The organism is Pauljensenia sp. 20925_1_34, assembly GCF_041432775.1.
Classification (GTDB): Bacteria; Actinomycetota; Actinomycetes; order Actinomycetales; family Actinomycetaceae; genus Pauljensenia.
In genome coordinates, this window is record NZ_JAPWAG010000009.1 from 72,502 (window position 1) to 88,673 (window position 16,172).

14 protein-coding genes and 1 pseudogene are annotated in these 16,172 nt (G+C 64.2%); 7 read left to right on the forward strand and 8 right to left on the reverse strand.

The annotated features are described in order from the left end of the window. The first annotated feature begins 644 nt into the window (after nt 1-644). Nucleotides 645-953, forward strand: a complete 309-nt coding sequence (locus tag O3669_RS05325; RefSeq protein WP_315283518.1) for a DUF1778 domain-containing protein — start codon at nt 645-647, stop codon at nt 951-953. After that, the gene (locus tag O3669_RS05330) at nt 953-1,471 is read left to right on the forward strand and encodes a GNAT family N-acetyltransferase (protein ID WP_315283516.1); all 519 of its coding nucleotides are present in this window, start codon (nt 953-955) and stop codon (nt 1,469-1,471) included. Before O3669_RS05325 ends, O3669_RS05330 begins: the two co-directional genes overlap by 1 nt. Before the next feature lie 71 nt (nt 1,472-1,542). Here O3669_RS05330 and O3669_RS05335 read toward each other — a convergent pair whose 3' ends face one another. Both O3669_RS05335 and O3669_RS05340 read right to left on the reverse strand, forming a co-directional pair. Beyond that, a complete protein-coding gene (locus O3669_RS05335; protein WP_315283513.1) occupies nt 1,543-1,938 on the reverse strand; it encodes a hypothetical protein in 396 nt (131 codons plus the stop codon). 72 nt (nt 1,939-2,010) lie between these two features. Continuing rightward, on the reverse strand, nt 2,011-2,946 hold the full coding sequence (locus O3669_RS05340; RefSeq protein ID WP_315283512.1) for an alpha/beta hydrolase: 936 nt from the start codon (nt 2,944-2,946) through the stop codon (nt 2,011-2,013). A gap of 23 nt (nt 2,947-2,969) precedes the next feature. On the opposite strand from O3669_RS05340, the gene O3669_RS05345 reads away from it, so the two are divergent. Beyond that, nucleotides 2,970-3,719: an NADPH-dependent oxidoreductase gene (locus tag O3669_RS05345; protein ID WP_315283510.1), complete on the forward strand. Its 750-nt coding sequence runs from the start codon at nt 2,970-2,972 to the stop codon at nt 3,717-3,719. A gap of 107 nt (nt 3,720-3,826) precedes the next feature. After that, a complete protein-coding gene (locus O3669_RS05350) occupies nt 3,827-4,480 on the forward strand; it encodes a hypothetical protein (protein ID WP_295920371.1) in 654 nt (217 codons plus the stop codon). A 69-nt stretch (nt 4,481-4,549) separates the two neighbouring features. On the opposite strand, the gene O3669_RS05355 is transcribed toward O3669_RS05350, so the two are convergent. Beyond that, on the reverse strand, nt 4,550-5,164 hold the full coding sequence (locus tag O3669_RS05355; protein ID WP_295920368.1) for a hypothetical protein: 615 nt from the start codon (nt 5,162-5,164) through the stop codon (nt 4,550-4,552). A gap of 2 nt (nt 5,165-5,166) precedes the next feature. After that, complete coding sequence (locus O3669_RS05360; RefSeq protein ID WP_295920367.1) at nt 5,167-6,312, reverse strand: AAA family ATPase; 1,146 nt, start codon at nt 6,310-6,312, stop codon at nt 5,167-5,169. A 443-nt stretch (nt 6,313-6,755) separates the two neighbouring features. Here O3669_RS05360 and O3669_RS05365 point away from each other — a divergent pair, with 443 nt between their 5' ends. Next, a complete protein-coding gene (locus O3669_RS05365) occupies nt 6,756-6,962 on the forward strand; it encodes a hypothetical protein (RefSeq protein WP_295920366.1) in 207 nt (68 codons plus the stop codon). Nucleotides 6,963-7,888: 926 nt separating this feature from the next. On the opposite strand, the gene O3669_RS05370 is transcribed toward O3669_RS05365, so the two are convergent. The 3 genes from O3669_RS05370 to O3669_RS05380 are packed head-to-tail and all read right to left on the reverse strand — an operon-like array spanning nt 7,889 to nt 11,878. Next, entirely contained in the window at nt 7,889-8,359 is a 471-nt protein-coding gene (locus tag O3669_RS05370; RefSeq protein ID WP_295967965.1) for a response regulator, read from the reverse strand. Then, a complete protein-coding gene (locus O3669_RS05375) occupies nt 8,356-10,464 on the reverse strand; it encodes a sensor histidine kinase (protein WP_371523933.1) in 2,109 nt (702 codons plus the stop codon). The genes O3669_RS05370 and O3669_RS05375 overlap by 4 nt, the downstream gene beginning before the upstream one ends. 1 nt (nt 10,465) lies before the next feature. Further along, complete coding sequence (locus O3669_RS05380) at nt 10,466-11,878, reverse strand: DASS family sodium-coupled anion symporter (protein WP_371523935.1); 1,413 nt, start codon at nt 11,876-11,878, stop codon at nt 10,466-10,468. A 1,272-nt stretch (nt 11,879-13,150) separates the two neighbouring features. On the opposite strand from O3669_RS05380, the gene O3669_RS05385 reads away from it, so the two are divergent. After that, a complete protein-coding gene (locus O3669_RS05385; RefSeq protein WP_007588138.1) occupies nt 13,151-13,519 on the forward strand; it encodes a helix-turn-helix transcriptional regulator in 369 nt (122 codons plus the stop codon). Then, nucleotides 13,516-15,420, forward strand: a complete 1,905-nt coding sequence (locus tag O3669_RS05390; RefSeq protein WP_371523937.1) for a heavy metal translocating P-type ATPase — start codon at nt 13,516-13,518, stop codon at nt 15,418-15,420. Before O3669_RS05385 ends, O3669_RS05390 begins: the two co-directional genes overlap by 4 nt. A 36-nt stretch (nt 15,421-15,456) precedes the next feature. Here the strand turns inward: O3669_RS05390 and O3669_RS05395 are convergent. Next, nucleotides 15,457-15,585 (reverse strand): annotated as a pseudogene (locus O3669_RS05395) (alkane 1-monooxygenase); the annotation flags it as partial. Nucleotides 15,586-16,172 lie beyond the last annotated feature (587 nt).

A 16,172-nucleotide genomic window follows, 5' to 3' on the forward strand; every position in this document is an offset into this window, starting at 1 on the left:
AAAAGTCGCACGTAATTTGGGTACCCTAACTTTTCATAGGTATTGAGAAAACCGCAGAATTCCAACGATGTGATTTCAACGTTTGAAATACGTGCCGGGGAATTACGTGCGACATTTCTGAGGAACCACAACATGAGACGCCACAAAGACCCCACGCGGAAGACAGCCCAAGCGGAAGACAACTCAAGCCCAGAAGGCCCCCGCAACCCCGACAACCGCCACAAGCACGGGGGCGCTGTACCCGTTACGTGGCGGTGCACCCGTTACGTGGCGGTGCACCCGTTATGGGGCGGTGCACCCGTTATGGGGCGGTGCACCCGAACAGAAGAGGTGTAATGCCTGCGGATCGGGTGCAGTGCCCCAACATACAAGAACAAACGCGGAACTGGCACACCGAACCACTCACCGCCGCACCCCTCCATGCGCACCTGGGCCCTACTGGCGGCAGGATGGGCACGCCGCCCACGCCGCCACCTGCACTCCGGCCCACTCCGGCCCAATCCGACACCTCCTACACCCTTAAATGCGAAGAGCCCCTTTTCTCGTACCCGCGCGTGGAACCGGAAGGTGGCCACGGCCTCGTCCCGACATGCTAGAGTACGATTTGTACGGATATATTCCGTACAGATGAGAGGAGACAACCGATGAGCACCACGAAGACACGACGCCTGGACCTGCGCCTCACCGAAGAACAGGATGCACTCATTCGTCGGGCGGCCGAACAGGACGCCCGTAGCATCAGTGATTTCGTTCTCTCCGCCGCCACTCTGGAGGCACAGCGACGTCTCGCCGACCAGCGCTTCTTCATTCTGAACGAAGAGGAGCACGCCCGCTTCGAAGAAATCCTTGCGGCCTCGCCGACGGACGATCCCAAGCTGCGCAAGCTCTTCGAGCGCCCCTCGCCCTTCGGCACGCACATCGACTTGAACGCCTCACGCGCACTCGAGAACTGATGTACGTACCAGTCCTGCAAGAACCTCGGCCGCTCGAGCGGAGGGACGACCGGTCACGCTTCCAATCGGGCAACTCAGAAATAGACGACTGGTTCCACCGCTTCGCATGGCAGAACCACAGCGCCGGAAATGCTCGCGTCTTCGTCACAACACAGGAACCCGACACACTGGGCTTCTACGCCCTATCGATGGGGGCAGTACAGCGCAGCAAACTCCCAGATGCCCTGAAGCCCAGTCAACGCCCCGAGCCCTGCCCGGTACTCCTCCTTGCGCGCCTCGCCGTCGATCAGCGCGCGCAGGGACGAGGCATCGGCGCAGCCCTGCTCAAAGACGCACTCTTGCGAGCCTACAAGCTCAGCAATGAGGTGGGATTCGCTGCCCTCCTGGTCCACTGCGCCAACGACCAGGCGCGCGAGTTCTACCTCCACCAGTCCTCGAACTTTGTTCCCTGCCCCGGAGCGGAGAACCACCTGATGCTGCCGCTGCGCGCTATGCGGGAGTTCATCGACGCTCTGTGAGATGCCCGATCGGGCACCAATACGGGAGGGCCCGGGATCGCTACGATCCCGGGCCCTTTCATGCGGTTGATTCAGTTGGCGCCCTCGGTGACGGTCACCTTGAAGTCGGTGGTGATGCCGTCCTTGTCGGTGAGGGTCACGGTCACGGGGCCCGCGTCCTCGCCGGTCACCTTGAGCGGATGCAGGGTGATGATGTTCTTGTCGGGCTTGCCCGCGGAGAGGGTCTCGGGGTCCGAGATGTCAACCTTGTAGTCGGCTGCCATGTCGGACTCGGGGAGCACGACCTTCAGGTCGCGCTTCTCGGGGACCTTGACACCCTGATCGCCGATTTCGGCGATCGTGTTCGTGATGGTCTCGACGTTGCTGGGCGTCACGTAGTTGGCGCCGGTGTTGGAATTGCAGCCGGTCAGGGCGGTGACGCCCAGGCCGAGTGCGAGCACTGCAGTGAGGATGGAACGCTTGTTCATACCCCCATCATAGGCAGCGGAGCTCACAACGCTGCGCCACCATGCCACTTTTTGGGACAACGTACACATAGGTCACAGCGACCAGACCAGCGCCCCCGACTCAACCTCCGCCCAGAACGCTCGCGCGAGGTCCGCCCACTGCTGTGGGAACTGCAGCTGCGCACTGTGCGCACCCCCGCGAATGATGCTCTCGCGGGCACCCAAGTCTGCGGCCTCCTCGGCGTACCACGAGGGCGGCCAGATCTCATCCTGGTCCCCGTACAGGACGTGCACGGGCACGCCCGTGGCCGCGAGCGCGGGGGTATCGGGGCGCAGCTGGGAGAGGATGCGGGCGATGCCCACCAGGTTTTCCGAGGCCGTGTCCAGCGCGCGGATACGTTGGAATTCCGCCCATCCGACGCCGGGCTCGTCAAAGTTCATGTCCGGGAAGTAGGTGCGCAGCACCTGCTGGCGCGCGCCGGGGCCCGTGGGCAGGGGGTCGAGGATCGTCAAAGTGTTCATCCGGTCATGGACGGCGCGCCCCGAGCAGAACAGGGTGACGGAGGCGAAGAGGTCGGGGCGGGCGACGACGGCCTCGCGCGCAACGATGCCGCCGAAGGAGTGGCCCACGAGGTGCACGCGCCCCGAGGTCCCGGCCCAGGCCTCGGCGACGGCGATGAGGTCGCCGACGAAGTCGCTCATCCCGTAGGCGCCCAGGCCGACTGGCGCGGCGGACCCGCCCTGGCCTCGTTGCGAGTAGGCGAGCACGTCCCAGCCCGCCTCCCCGAGGAAGGGCAGGACGGGGGCGTAGTCTTCCTTGGAGCCCGTGTAACCGGGGACGAGGAGCGCGCGGTTCTCCCCCGCGGCGCCCGGGGCCGAGGCGGCAGAGATCGCGGGGGTTCCGTCGACGAGGCTGGGGGCGCTCGGGCCGGTCAGCAGGCCGCTCAGTTCTCCGGCCGGGGAGGGCACGGCCACGGCAGTTACGCGCGAGTCCAGAGCGAAGGGACCGAAAGGCTCTATCTGTTTCACGTGCCCAATCATAGAATGAACGCATGACAAACGAGACGATTGCTAGCCAGCTCAACCACCGCACGATCCGCGCCTACAAGGACCAGCCCCTCACCGAGGCCGAGGTTGAGACCCTGATGGACGTGGCGCGCCACACGGCCACCTCCTCGTTCCTGCAGTCCTGCACGGTCCTGCACATCACCGACCCGCAGGTGCGCGAGGCGATCGGTGCTGCTTCCGGCCAGCCCTACGTGGGCGGCACGAAGGGCGACCTGTTCATCTTCGTCGCCGACCTGTACCGCAACAGCCGCATCCGCGCCGAGCAGGGTGTCTCCTCGGAGGCCCTGTCCTCGATGAACCTGTTCCTCACCGCCGTCGAGGACGCGCTGCTGGCCGCGCAGAACGTGGTCGTGGCCGCCGAGTCGATGGGCCTGGGCACCGTCTACCTCGGCTCGATCCTCGCCGATCCGCGCCCGGTCGTGAAGGTGCTTCAGCTTCCCGAACTCACGTTCCCGGTTCTCGGCCTGCTCGTCGGACACGCGGACCAGGAGCCCGGCCAGAAGCCGCGCATGCCTCGCTCCGTCATGACCGCGGAAAACACGTATCCGCGCGTGGAGTCCTACTCGGAGACGCTGGCCGACTACGACCGCGAGGTCACCGAGTACTACGACCTGCGCTCAGGCTCGCGCCTCGAGTCCTTCACGCACCTGGTCGCCACCAACATCGGCGTGGGCGGGGCGCACGTCTCCCCCATCATGGAGGTCCTCAACGAGCAGGGCCTGTGCCTGCGCTGACTCTCCGTCATTGACGAGGCCGTGGCCTCCCCTCGTGGTCACCCGACCGCCCGGGGCGCCGCGGCCTCGTCGCATAGGTACTGGGTCCACGACCGTACAATGAGCGTATGGCAGAGCTTGGTTTTTCCACCTACGTGTTTATCGAGCGCATCGCTGCGAACGCGGCCGCGCTACACCCCTTCCCGGAGCACAACGTGGCGCTCGTTCGGGACGCGCTGGCGGACGCCGGCTTCGACATCACGCTGCTCGGCCCGGATGCTCCGAGGGTCGGCGAGGGCGTGTACTTCCAGCCCGAGCCTTTCAGTGACGAGGTCATCGGGCTTCTCGCGGACGCCCTGACCCTGCGCGGCATCGGCGCCTACGGGTACGCGCTGGTAGATTCGTCGCTGGGCGGCGAGCTAGCCGACATCGCCCTGTTTATGCGCGTGGGTGACGTGTTCCCGCGCCACGGACGCCACATCCTCATGACGCGCATGTACATTCAGCGCACCCCCACGGGAGCGGGCAACAAGGCCGTGACCTGGGCGTTCGGCTCCCCCGCCGACCTGGAGGAGGCGAACCGACTGCTGTCGGAGAAGTTCGAGACCGAGCCGGTCACGGACCCGCGAGGCATGGCCGCCATCGAGATCCGCCACCCCGAGTTCGCGGCGGGCACGGCCGAGCCGATGGTCCTCCTCGACGACATCTTCCAGGTCCTGGGGGCCGCCGGTTTCGAGGGCATCACCATGTGCAACGACCCGGGCCAGCCGTCCGCGGTCTAAAGCCCTCAACCGTTACGAGGTTTTGTCTTGTGTCGCTCCCGCAGCACGACCAACGAACAAGGACGCCGCTTAGAAACGTTCGTGCAGCTCACCTAGGCGTTGTAGCGCCCTTTTGAGGCTGTCACTTCGTTTCGCGGCTCTGTCGATATTCCACTCATCAGTGATGAACTGCGTCAGAATTGTTTCGTAACGCGCACCGAAAATGAAGGCACGCCCACCATGGCTTTTGCTTTCCTTTCGTACAAAATCCTTGATATTCTTCTTCCCATACTTCGACACACAGGCCAACATTCGCTCCTTCGCATCCACCCCGTTCGGTGACTCAACTTTTGCAAGCGGCATGTTGAAAAACCTGGAGAGACCCACGTCATCCGCAAGAAGCCAGCTCTCAATCTCATCGTCGCACACACGAAGAACAACAGTATCCGCGCTTCCCTTTGGCAGGAGCCGCCTTCTAATATCGACAGGACAATCCCCATCGGCATCTCGCATGAATATCCTCGGGACTGGGGAAGGAAGCCTAGCCTGTTCCCTTAGCCTAGCCTCTAGCTTCTTAGATCCTTTCAATGATTTTACTATGAATTCCTCACATTCCCAGCCCGCAGCCCTCATGACGGCATGAACCACGGGGATGTCTGTCTTTCCCTCAACGTAAACCAACGCCCTCGGTATCGATGCACTCATGATCAGAGCGTCAGACTTGGCGTCCCATCAGCGCCCATGAGAACACTAATGATCTCCGAGAACGGTGTCTCAATCTCGAGGTAACATTCGGCGTCATCACGATCACTGAGAAGACTCCCATTCGTCCCATTCGTTCCGGGAAGGAGTACGAGGACCTCATCCGCGCCGACCGTCTCATCATCCACTATCTCAGCGGAATGACTCGAGAGGATGATCTGCACGCCACCCTTCACCTGTCGCCTTGCCTCTGCGAAAACAGATGGTAGCTCAGCCACGAGCGCGGAATGCAACGAAAGCTCCGGCTCCTCAAGGAGCAGCACGCTCGAACCATCGGCAGGAGTTGAGACCAGCGCCCAGAGTAACCCCAGCAGTCGCAGCGTTCCGTCCGAGAATTGCGTCTCGTTTTGCCAGGACGGACGCACCCGCCAGTTTTTGTAACCCACCTCCAAGTGGGGCACACCCATGGCATCCTTTTCGAGCTTCAGCTCTTCAAACTCAGGAATAGCCCGTTGAAGGGCAGCCTGAACACGCCTGAGCCTCGCTTTCCGCGTTCGATCAGGCGTTTCACTGATCTGTTGAATAATATCGGAACCATACGGGTCAGAGGTCCGTATATCATTCCCCGTTAGTCCTCTAATTACTTGCGGAACGGGATGGAAGTACCTGATCTGACCAAAGAAGTCAGCAATCTTTCGAAACTCTTTATTGGTGACCTTTTGCTCCAGATGCGTCTGCGTCAGCAGCTCCACATCATCTCTATCATCCTGTGACGGACGGCTGAGCAAGACCCTTCCGTTACATTCAACCCGTTCTTCCTGAACAAGAACCCTTCGATGTCCGGACTTCTCACATTCGATGACCAGCACATACCGCCACGTGTCGTCTCCGTCCCGCATGGACACATCGATCCTCGGGTACGGTGCCCGACGACCAAAGAGGCTCTGTATCTTCCGGTACCCTCCCCTTTGATCGACAGCCTGAACCATCCCACCCCCGGGCGCAACAATATCCCGAAGGAAACGGAACACATCAAGAAGATTCGACTTACCGACGGCATTCGGCCCAACAATAAACAGCCGCGGGCCGACATCAAAACTCAGATCCTGGAAGTTCTTCCAGTTCTTGATGTGCACATGCGAGAACTCCATGCGGCTACCTTCATTGGATCGAGTACATATCGTATGCAGCAGGATACCGTTTGTGACAGTAGTATCACAAGCGCCAAGCCAATCGAGCTCCTCAACACGATCCTTCTGGTGTCCGGCGCCTCCAACTCCGAAAGAAACACGATGTGCAAACAACCCGGGCGAGCGGAGCGCCCAAACCGATGCAGGCACACGGCACCACTGCACCGCCCCTCCAACAGATCAAGCCGTGCCGCCTGGCAATTGGAGCCTCGATCAAGGAACACCCCAACGTGGTCGGCACGGGCACCGGGCGATACACCGGCCCGCACTACTGCGTGGCACAGCCGGTAGACCCGTGGCCAGGCCGACGCGTAGGAAGGGCATCAAGGCGCGCGGACGCAGCCTGACGCCCGCGCGAGGTGGCTACGGAGGAAACGATGGGTACGCTGGCGAACCCATCGAACGTGAGCAATCAGATGTTCCTTTCCTACGCACTCGTCGAGTGGAGCGTCGTCGCATACCTAGCCGCCGACGCCTACGTCTTCGTCCACATCAAACTGGGCAGCTGGCCTCCCAGCCTCTACCACGATCGACTCAGCCACGAAGCACGCCAGGTGCCGACGAGGGCCGCCGCGCAACCATCGTTGGTTGTGCGGCGGCCCCTCGCTTGAGGGTTTAGCGGATCGCCTCCGTGGCGCCCGCACCGTCGTGCACAATCACGTCGGGCAGAGGTCGACGTATGCGTTGGGGACGGTGTCGGTGAGCTGGTCGCACGCGGCCATGCATGGCTCCTCCAGATTCGACGGCTTACGCATGGAGCAGTCGCGCCTACCTCGACAACGAGACAGATACTGCACAGCTGGTCAGGCACCGTGTGCCACGAGTCATACATTGAGCGCAGTGTCAGCAATCGACAAAACTGAATCCCACCCCCTTGCGGCAACACACCTCCGCTCATGGTCACCCACTTGTGGACATCAACCCTCGTCATTCCAGCGCACACGCGACACCAACGCAACCCCCTATAACATATACGAACACTCAGGTTTCATCGCGAATATACACACTTCTTGGGCGACTAGATGCGACGGCGCATCACACGTACGGAAAGAATGAAAAACATTGAAATCTCAAGCAAAATATATACATTTGTTACATTTGTAAAACTTGACCACGCGCTCACCTTTGTATACATTTAAGGCACGTCAGACAGGACATTCTGACGTCTTAAGCCCACCAGATGGACTGGGAGCTGACCGGAAGAAAGAGGCAACAATGTTTGCACAGATCACCGAAGTTATTAACGCGTTCCTCGCCTTTGTTGGCAGCATTCTCGGCATGCTGCCCTGATCGATCCGTCGATCAGGCACGGTACGTGTAGTTTTGCTACGACAGCAAAACTTCGGCTGAGCCCCAGTTCCCCTGGTGAGGGGGAGCTGGGGCTCACTGCACGACCGCGACGGCCACGCGCGCTCCCACCGCGATCGTGCCAACCTCCGACATGAGGAACACCGTCGTGGCAGAAAATGAGGCCGCCGCCCACCATCGTTGGTGGGCGGCGGCCCTCGTCTCGCAGCTCAGCGGATTGCCGCCAAACTTAGCGGATCGCCTCCATCACGCGCACGCCGTCGAGCACGGTCACGTAGGGCAGGGGGTTCACACCGGACTCGAGGACGTACTCGGTGAGCTGGTCGCGCACGACGGTACGCAGCTCCTCGGGGTTCCATGGCTTGCCGATGTAGTAGTCCAGGCCCGCCTGGTTCAACGCTCGGATCGTGTCTGACTGGTCGGCCTGACCGGTCACCAGCACCGTACGAGTCGCGCCGAAACGCTCATCCTTCATGAGCTCCACGAGGAAGTCAACGCCGGACTTGCCAGGCAGGCGGTGATCCGACAGGACAAGGGCCAGCTCGTCGCCGTCCTCAACGATCTCGTCGATCACGGCCCACGCGTCGTCGACGTCCTCGGCGACCTCAAGCCGGATCTTGTCCCAAAACTCTTCAAGATCACGCTCAAGCGCGTCTCGCACGTCCGCTTCGTCCTCGAGGGACAGGATTGTCAGGGTCATGATTCCTCCTCTTGTGGTTGAGTGGGCAACGAGATCCGCATGGTGGTGGACCCCGGGTCGGAGCAGATCACGAGAGTCCCCCCATGATCGGCGATGATGCTTCGGACGATGGACATGCCCATACCCAGCCCGAATCGGACGCGCCCCGCCTTAGTGGTGAAGTGCGGCTCCATAATCTTCTCGACGATTGCCGGGTCGATGCCCGGCCCGTTATCGAACACGGTGACGGTGATTCCCTCAGGCGTCGGCCGCACGGTGATACGGATCAGCGCCTCGGCCTCACCGCGTGCCGGCAGCTCGGGCACACCGCCCGAAGCCTCCGCCGCCGCGATCAAGTCGGTATTCTCGTCTTCGATGGCCTCGGCCGCGTTCACGATGAGGTTCGTCCATACCTGCTGCAGCTTCGCCGGGTGCGCGCGCACGAGCGGCACGTCCTCGTAGTCGCAGTCGATCCGGATGCCCCGCACCCTGTGGGCGGTCAGCCGCAGGACATCGTCGATGCCCTCGCGCACGTCCACGGGCTTGAGGTCCTCGGCGTCCGGTCGCGCGTATCCCTTGAGGGACTGGGTCAGCTCGATGACGCGGTCACCCGCGGCAAGCACCGAGCGCAGGGACCCGCCCAGGCGCGCCCCGGCCTCGTACGCCTCGATGCCGCCTGGGATCTGGGCGAGCGCGCGTGCACCGTCCGCCCCCTGGATCCCCGCACGCACGAGGCGACGCGCGAGCGTGCGGTCGCCAACGACGGGCAGGAGCTCCTTCATGAGAGCACGCTCAACCGACGTGGAGCGCGGGGGCGCGGTCAGCGCCCGGGACATGGCTTCCCGTGACGAGGCCGTGGCTGGGGCCGCGAGGGCCGCATCGACGTCCTCGTGCAGGTGTTTGGCGGCGCGCACAAGGGCGGTCACCGGGTTGTTGAGCTCGTGGGCGATACCGGCGCTGAGCTCACCGAGCATCGCGAAGCGCGCACGTTCGACCAGCTCGGCGCGAGTCGCGCGCAGGTCCTCGAGGGTGGCCGCCAGGGCCTCCTTCTGGGCCTCAAGGTCCTCGGCGAGCATCGCGTTTTGCAAGTGAAGGTCCTCGGCGCGCATGAGGCGGCGCGTCAGCGAGCGAATGGCGAGCGCCGTCAGCGTCGCACCAATTGACGGATCCTCGGAAATGACGATCTGGAGCTGCTCGGTCGTCAGGCGCACAACCGTCGCCTCGGTCGCCGTCTCGCCCGTGAAGAAGGCGTCCTCCGCCCGGGCGAGAGACACGAGGCCGATCAGCGGGCCCGAGGTGGCCAAGTGAGACAAGACCTCGCCCTGCGACGAATCCCTGTGCAAGGACACCTGACCCTCGAGCACCAGGTAGACAGCACCCACCGGCTGCCCCTGCGTCACCAGCTGCGTGCCCTCAGGGACGATGAGGCGCGGCCTCTGACCAAGCACCCGCTCCACGCCCGCCAGGAGCTCCATGACGACCTCACGCTCATCGCGATCCAGGCCCTCCAGGAGCGGACCCTGCACCGCGAACGGCGGCGGATCAGCGATCAGGTTACGGATCTGACGCTGCGAATAGCCGCACCCACTCAGGTAACGCACCATCGTCGAATACGCCTGACCCGCCAGCAGCGGCACCGTCCACGGCGCCTTCAACACCGAGGACAGAGCCCCCGACTGCATACAGCGCGTGAGATCACGATGCTCCGACTTATCCGTGACGACCACCCACTGGACGCGCTCCAACACCGGGATCGCAGCCGCATGAGTAATCATCGCGTCAATGTCGCCGACCTCCGAGGTCACCAGGCCCATGAGCACGTGATCGCCGGGGCGCAGGCTCGCCTCGTAGGCCGCCAAGTCCCCAATGCCGTCCACTCGATCCAGGCACAGCCTCGGGAACGCGTGGGCCAAGTCCCTGGTCACCGGGCCGGCAATATGCCTCGAATCGTCACCGACCACCAACATGTGGATCGGGTAGCCCACACGGTGCCCGCCGCCGCGCACATCCGTACGAGCCAGCACCGTAGCGTCCTCCGCCATCGGCCCCTGCGTCCACCCGTGGGCCAGCCCCGGACTCGGGTTACTGGTTGCACCCGAGCCGGCCACGGCCTCGTCCCTGGACACGTCACATCACCCCGATGAATCCCCAGGTCAGGGGCGCGACAAACGCCAGGAGGATGATGCCCACGACGCCCACCACGATGCCGACGACCACCATCTCGCGCGTCGGGGTGGTGCCCGTCGAGTAGGCGATCGCGTTGGGCGGGGTCGAGATCGGCAGGCACATGCCCAGCGAACAACCCAGGGCGATGACGATCGCGATCTCCGCTGCGCTCGTGGACACCGTGGTCGCCAGGCCCATGCCCATGGGGATCAGCAGGTTCGCCGAGGCCGAGTGCGAGATGACGTTCGAGGTCACCCAGCCGACGAGTGCCAGCACGAAGATCAGGAGGATGCCGGGGATCGAGGCCCACTGGATCGATCCGAGCATCCACTTGTCGAGGCCCGTGGCGGCCACGCCCGAGCCCAGCGCAATACCACCCGCGACCAGCCACAGCACCGGCCAGTCCAGGGCGCGCAGGTCGTCGCCGCTCATCACCTTCGTCATCAAAAGGACCACGACCGGCAGGAAGCCCACGACGTTGGCGGAAATGTGGTGCAGCGACTCCGTCATCCACAGCAGGATCGTCGCTCCCGCGACCGAGTAGAAGATGATCGCGCTGCGTGACTTCTCGAAGCGCGCCGACGTGTCGATGTTGAACGTCGCGTCGGCGGGAATGTAGCGCCACGCGATGAACGCCCACGACAGGGCCAGGAGCACCAGCATGAGCGGCACGGCCGCGAGCATCCACTGCAGGAAGGTGACCGTGACGCCCGCGTTCTCCAGTGCGCCCAGCGCGATCGCGTTGGGGGGCGTGCCCACGGGGGTACCCATGCCGCCGACGTTCGCGGCCACCGGGATTGACAGGGCGATGCCGGTGCGCGCCTTGCCCTCGGGCAACGCCATGATGACCGGCATCATGACGGCGAACATCGTGGCCGTTGTCGCCGTGTTCGACATGAACATACTCATGATCGCAGTGATGAGCATGACGCCCATGACGGTCAGGCGCGGCTTGCCCATGAAGGGCTTGAGGAGGACCGCCGACAGCGCGCGGTCAAGCTTGTACTTCGCGGCGCCGTCAGCCACCATGAAGCCACCCAGGAACAGGATGATCACCGGGTTGGCCAGCGCCCCAAAGAACTTCGTGTACGCCGGGGCTCCCTCACCCACGCTCAGCAGCGCGTGGTCCGAAATGAACAGGACCTCCAGGAAAATGACGAGGACCGCAGTGCCCGCCAGGGGCACCGCCTCCGTCACCCACAGCAGAATCGCCGCCAGGAAAATACCGAACATGCGCGTACCGGCCACATCCAGGCCGGGTAGCTGCACGAACAGGCAGGTCACGATGCACGCCAGCGCCGCTACGGCGCCGAATACCTTGACCGGGCTGATTGCCTGCTTTTTCTTCGCGATTGCAGCCGGTCGCGTGGACATATTCTGAGCGGAGCGCGGATTGATTGACACCGCACCCTTGGAGCGTCGAGCCATTACAGAGAGACCTCGTCGTCTTGCGTTGATACTGTCCAATTAGTGTAGGCCAGCGCACACAGAAAGTGAAACCGGGGTGGGGGCTTTCCGATACCCCCACCCCGGCCTGACGCTGTCACCGTCAACAGGTCTGCATCCCGTCAGGCCCAGACGCTCAGTCACGCTTATTACAGCTCAACACCGCGACAATCATGCAGCTATGTTCCCGCCGCCGCCCCGCGCAGGGCCCAGGTCTCACGCCCCGAGCACGGGCCCCACTCGCGGTGCCGTGACCTCCTACTCGGCCACGACCTCGTCAATGTCGTAGCCCGTCGGGAGGGCTCCCGAACGCGCCGGCTCCCATCCGAGCGCCGGGGCCACATACTCTGCGAAATTGCGGATGATCGACCAGGTTTCCGGCTCTTCGCATTGTGGGGTGTGGGGGTGGTGGTCGAAGCGTCCCGGGGATCGTGGACAGTGTCGTGGGACGACGACCGAACACAGGAGTTCGCCTTGGGCGCCTCATCAACCAAAACTCGCACGTAATTTGGGTACCCTAACTTTTCATAGGTATCGAGAAAACCGCAGAATTCCAACGGTGTGATTTCAACGTTTGAAATACATGTCGGGGAATTACGTGCGACATTTCTGAGGAACCACAACATGAGGCACCACAAAGACCCAAGCGGAAGACAGCCCAAGCAGACAACTCAAGCACAGAAGACAGCCCAAGCCCAGAAGACCCCCGCAACCCCGACAGCCGCCACAACCGCCACAAGCACGGGGGCGCTGCACCCGATAAGGGGCACTGCACCCGTTACGTGGCGGTGCACCCGAACAGAAGAGGTGCATTGCCTACGGATCGGGTGCAGTGCCCCAACAAACAAGAACAAACGCGGAACTGGCACACCGAACCACTCACCGCCGCACCCCTCCATGCGCAGCTGGGCCCTACTGGCGGCAGGATGGGCACGCCGCCCACGCCGCCCACGCCGCCACCTGCACTCCAGCCCACTCCGGCCCAATCCGACACCTCCTACACCCTTACATGCGAAGAGCCGGTTTTCGCGTCCGTCCGCTGGGTTGCGGGTCTCGTGGAGACCTGGAAGGGCCGCGGGATGCCGAAGTGGCCCCGCTGGCGCAAGAGGTGATCACGCCTCCCGAGGGCAAGCGCACGCAGCGCGTGCGGCAGCCGCGACAACTGGACATTAGGTCAGCGACTGCTGTATAGTTCAGCGCATGCTGACCATTGCTTCGCGTCTCGACGTCATGAACCGGCTCGGCCGGGCCATGGCCGACCCGACGCGTTCCCGGATCCTGATGTCCCTGCTTGACGGCCCGAGCCACCCCGCCGTGCTCTCGCGCGAGCTGGGGCTGACCCGCTCGAACGTGTCCAACCACCTGACCTGCCTGCGCGACTGCGGGATCGTGGTCGCCGAGCCCGAGGGCCGCCAGACTCGCTACGAGATCGCCGACCCGCACCTGGCCGCGGCGCTGACGGCACTGGTCGATGTGACCCTCGCCGTGGACGAGAGCGCGCCGTGCATCGACCCGGCCTGCTCGGTGCCGGGCTGCTGCGCCGCGAGCAGTTCGGGGGACGCCTCGTGAGCGCCGCCTGCGGCTGCGACGAGCCGATGACCAGTCCCGCGGACGAGGCAGAGGAGGCAGAGCGCCCGTGGTGGCGTGATCCCGGCCTGGTCGTGCCGATCCTCTCCGGCGTCACGTTCGGCACCGGCCTGGCGCTGGAGTGGTCGGGGCTGCACATCGCGGCGCTGGTCGCGTTCTGGGCGGGCCTGCTGCTGGGCGCGTACACGTTCGTGCCCGGTGCGATCCGGAATCTCGTTATGAAGCGCAAGCTCGGGATCGCGCTGCTGATGACGATCAGCGCCGTGGGCGCGGTGATCCTCGGCTACGTCGAGGAGGCGGCCGCGCTGGCGTTCCTCTTCTCGATCGCCGAGGCCCTGGAGGACAAGGCGATGGACCGCGCCCGCGGCGGGCTGCGCGCGCTGCTGAAGCTCGTGCCGGAGACCGCGACCGTGCTGCGTGACGGGACCTCCACCTCGGTCCCGGCCAGGGAGATCGCCGTCGGTGACGTGCTGCTGGTCCGCCCTGGCGAGCGGGTCGCGACCGATGGGCTGGTCCGCTCGGGCCGGTCGAGCCTGGACACTTCGGCGATCACCGGTGAATCGATCCCGGTCGAGGTCGCGCCCGGAGAAGCGGTGTCGGCGGGCGCGATCAACAGCGCCGGCGTGCTGGAGGTCGAGGCGACCGCCGCGGGCACCGACAACTCGCTGACCACGATCGTGGAGCTGGTAGAGCAGGCCCAGGCCGAGAAGGGCGACCGAGCCCGGATCGCTGACCGGATCGCCCGCCCGCTGGTGCCCGGCGTGATGATCCTCGCCGTCCTCGTCGGCGTGCTAGGGTCCCTGCTCGGCGACCCGGAGACCTGGATCACCCGCGCCCTGGTCGTCCTCGTCGCGGCCAGCCCCTGCGCGATGGCGATCGCGGTGCCCGTCACCGTGGTCTCCGCGATCGGTGCGGCGACCAAGTTCGGCGTCGTCATCAAGAGCGGGGCCGCCTTCGAGCGCCTCGGCGGTATCCGGCACCTGGCCGTGGACAAGACCGGCACTCTGACCCGCAACCGGCCCGAGGTAACCGCCATCGTCGCCGCCCATGGGTTCGACGATGCGCAGGTGCTTGCTTGGGCTGCCGCCGTGGAGCAGCACTCGACGCACCCACTCGCCGCCGCCATCGCCGCCGCGGGCCGGGGAACCCCCGCCGCGCAGGACGTGGCCGAGGAGGCCGGGCACGGCATCGGTGGCCTGGTCGACGGCCGCAGGGTGGCGGTGGGCAGTCCGCGCTGGATCGACGCCGGTCCGCTCAAGGCCCGGGTCGAGGACCTGGAGGCCGAGGGGCAGACCTGCGTGCTCGTCACCGTCGACGGCTTCCTGGCCGGGGCGATCGGCGTCCGCGACGAGCTGCGCCCCGAGGTCCCCGAGGTCGTGCGGACCCTGCGCGACCAGGGCGTCGAGGTGAGCATGCTCACCGGCGACAACTCCCGCACCGCTGCTGCGCTGGCGAAGCTGGCCGGGATCGGCGACGTGCACGCCGAGCTGCGTCCCGAGGACAAGGCTCGCATCGTCGCCGGGTTCTCGGAGACGTCGCCGACCGCGATGATCGGCGACGGCATCAACGACGCGCCCGCCCTGGCCGGGGCGACCGTGGGCATCGCGATGGGCGCGACCGGCTCCGACGCCGCGATCGAGTCCGCCGACGTCGCCTTCACCGGCCACGACCTCGGCCTCATCCCGCAGGCTCTGCGCCACGCCCGCCGCGGCGGCAGGATCATCAACCAGAACATCGTGCTGTCCTTGGCGATCATCACTGTGCTGCTGCCGCTGGCGATCACCGGCGTGCTCGGCCTGGCAGCAGTCGTCCTCGTGCACGAGGTCGCCGAAGTCGTCGTCATCGCCAACGGACTGCGGGCTGCGCGTGCCCGCAAGCAATAGGTGTTCCGTCCAACGCCATAACTCAGACATGCGCTAGCGCATGTCGATGACGCCGGTTCCGACCTCGATGGCCTTCGTGCGCGAGGCAATGGCGGAGAGAAGCGGCATCGGCGCGGCCGCTTGCGGGGCGAAGTGGTGGACGCGGAAGAAGGCGCCGGAGAGCCCACGGCTACCGGACCCGAAGTGCCCGTAGGCGGTGGGAGGGCCTGGCCGCGACGACGGCGGGCGATGGCAGGCCTGGCCCAGACAAATTTCGCACATAATTTAAGACGGTAATTTTTCGAGACCGCGGGAAAACGTTGCAATTCCAACGATGCAAATTCAATGTTTGAAGGAGCCGCAGGGGAATTACGTGCGAGTTTACTGAGTATGGTGCGAGAGGACGAGGGTTATAGGACGAAACGTGTTGGTTGGGGGTAGGCCACAGGTGTTGTGGGAGGGCTTGGCCGAGCTTCGAGCCGACGCGCCGAGCAAAGCTCGCGGGGCGGAAGGCGAGCGGGGAAGACCGCCACCCTCCAGCAACACGCAGTGTCCTATAACCCCAGGAACGAGGCAAACACGACCAACTAAAATAGTGACTTTCCCGCGCTACAAAGCCGAAAAGTCACCCTTCCAGCAACACGATCTGTCCATCCTCATAGTTGGTCCCAACCAACTTCAATACCGATTTTTCCGCATCAACAACCCGAAAAGTCGCCACAAAACCAACACGTTTTGTCCTTTAACCCTATAACCCCAGAGCCCTATAAATC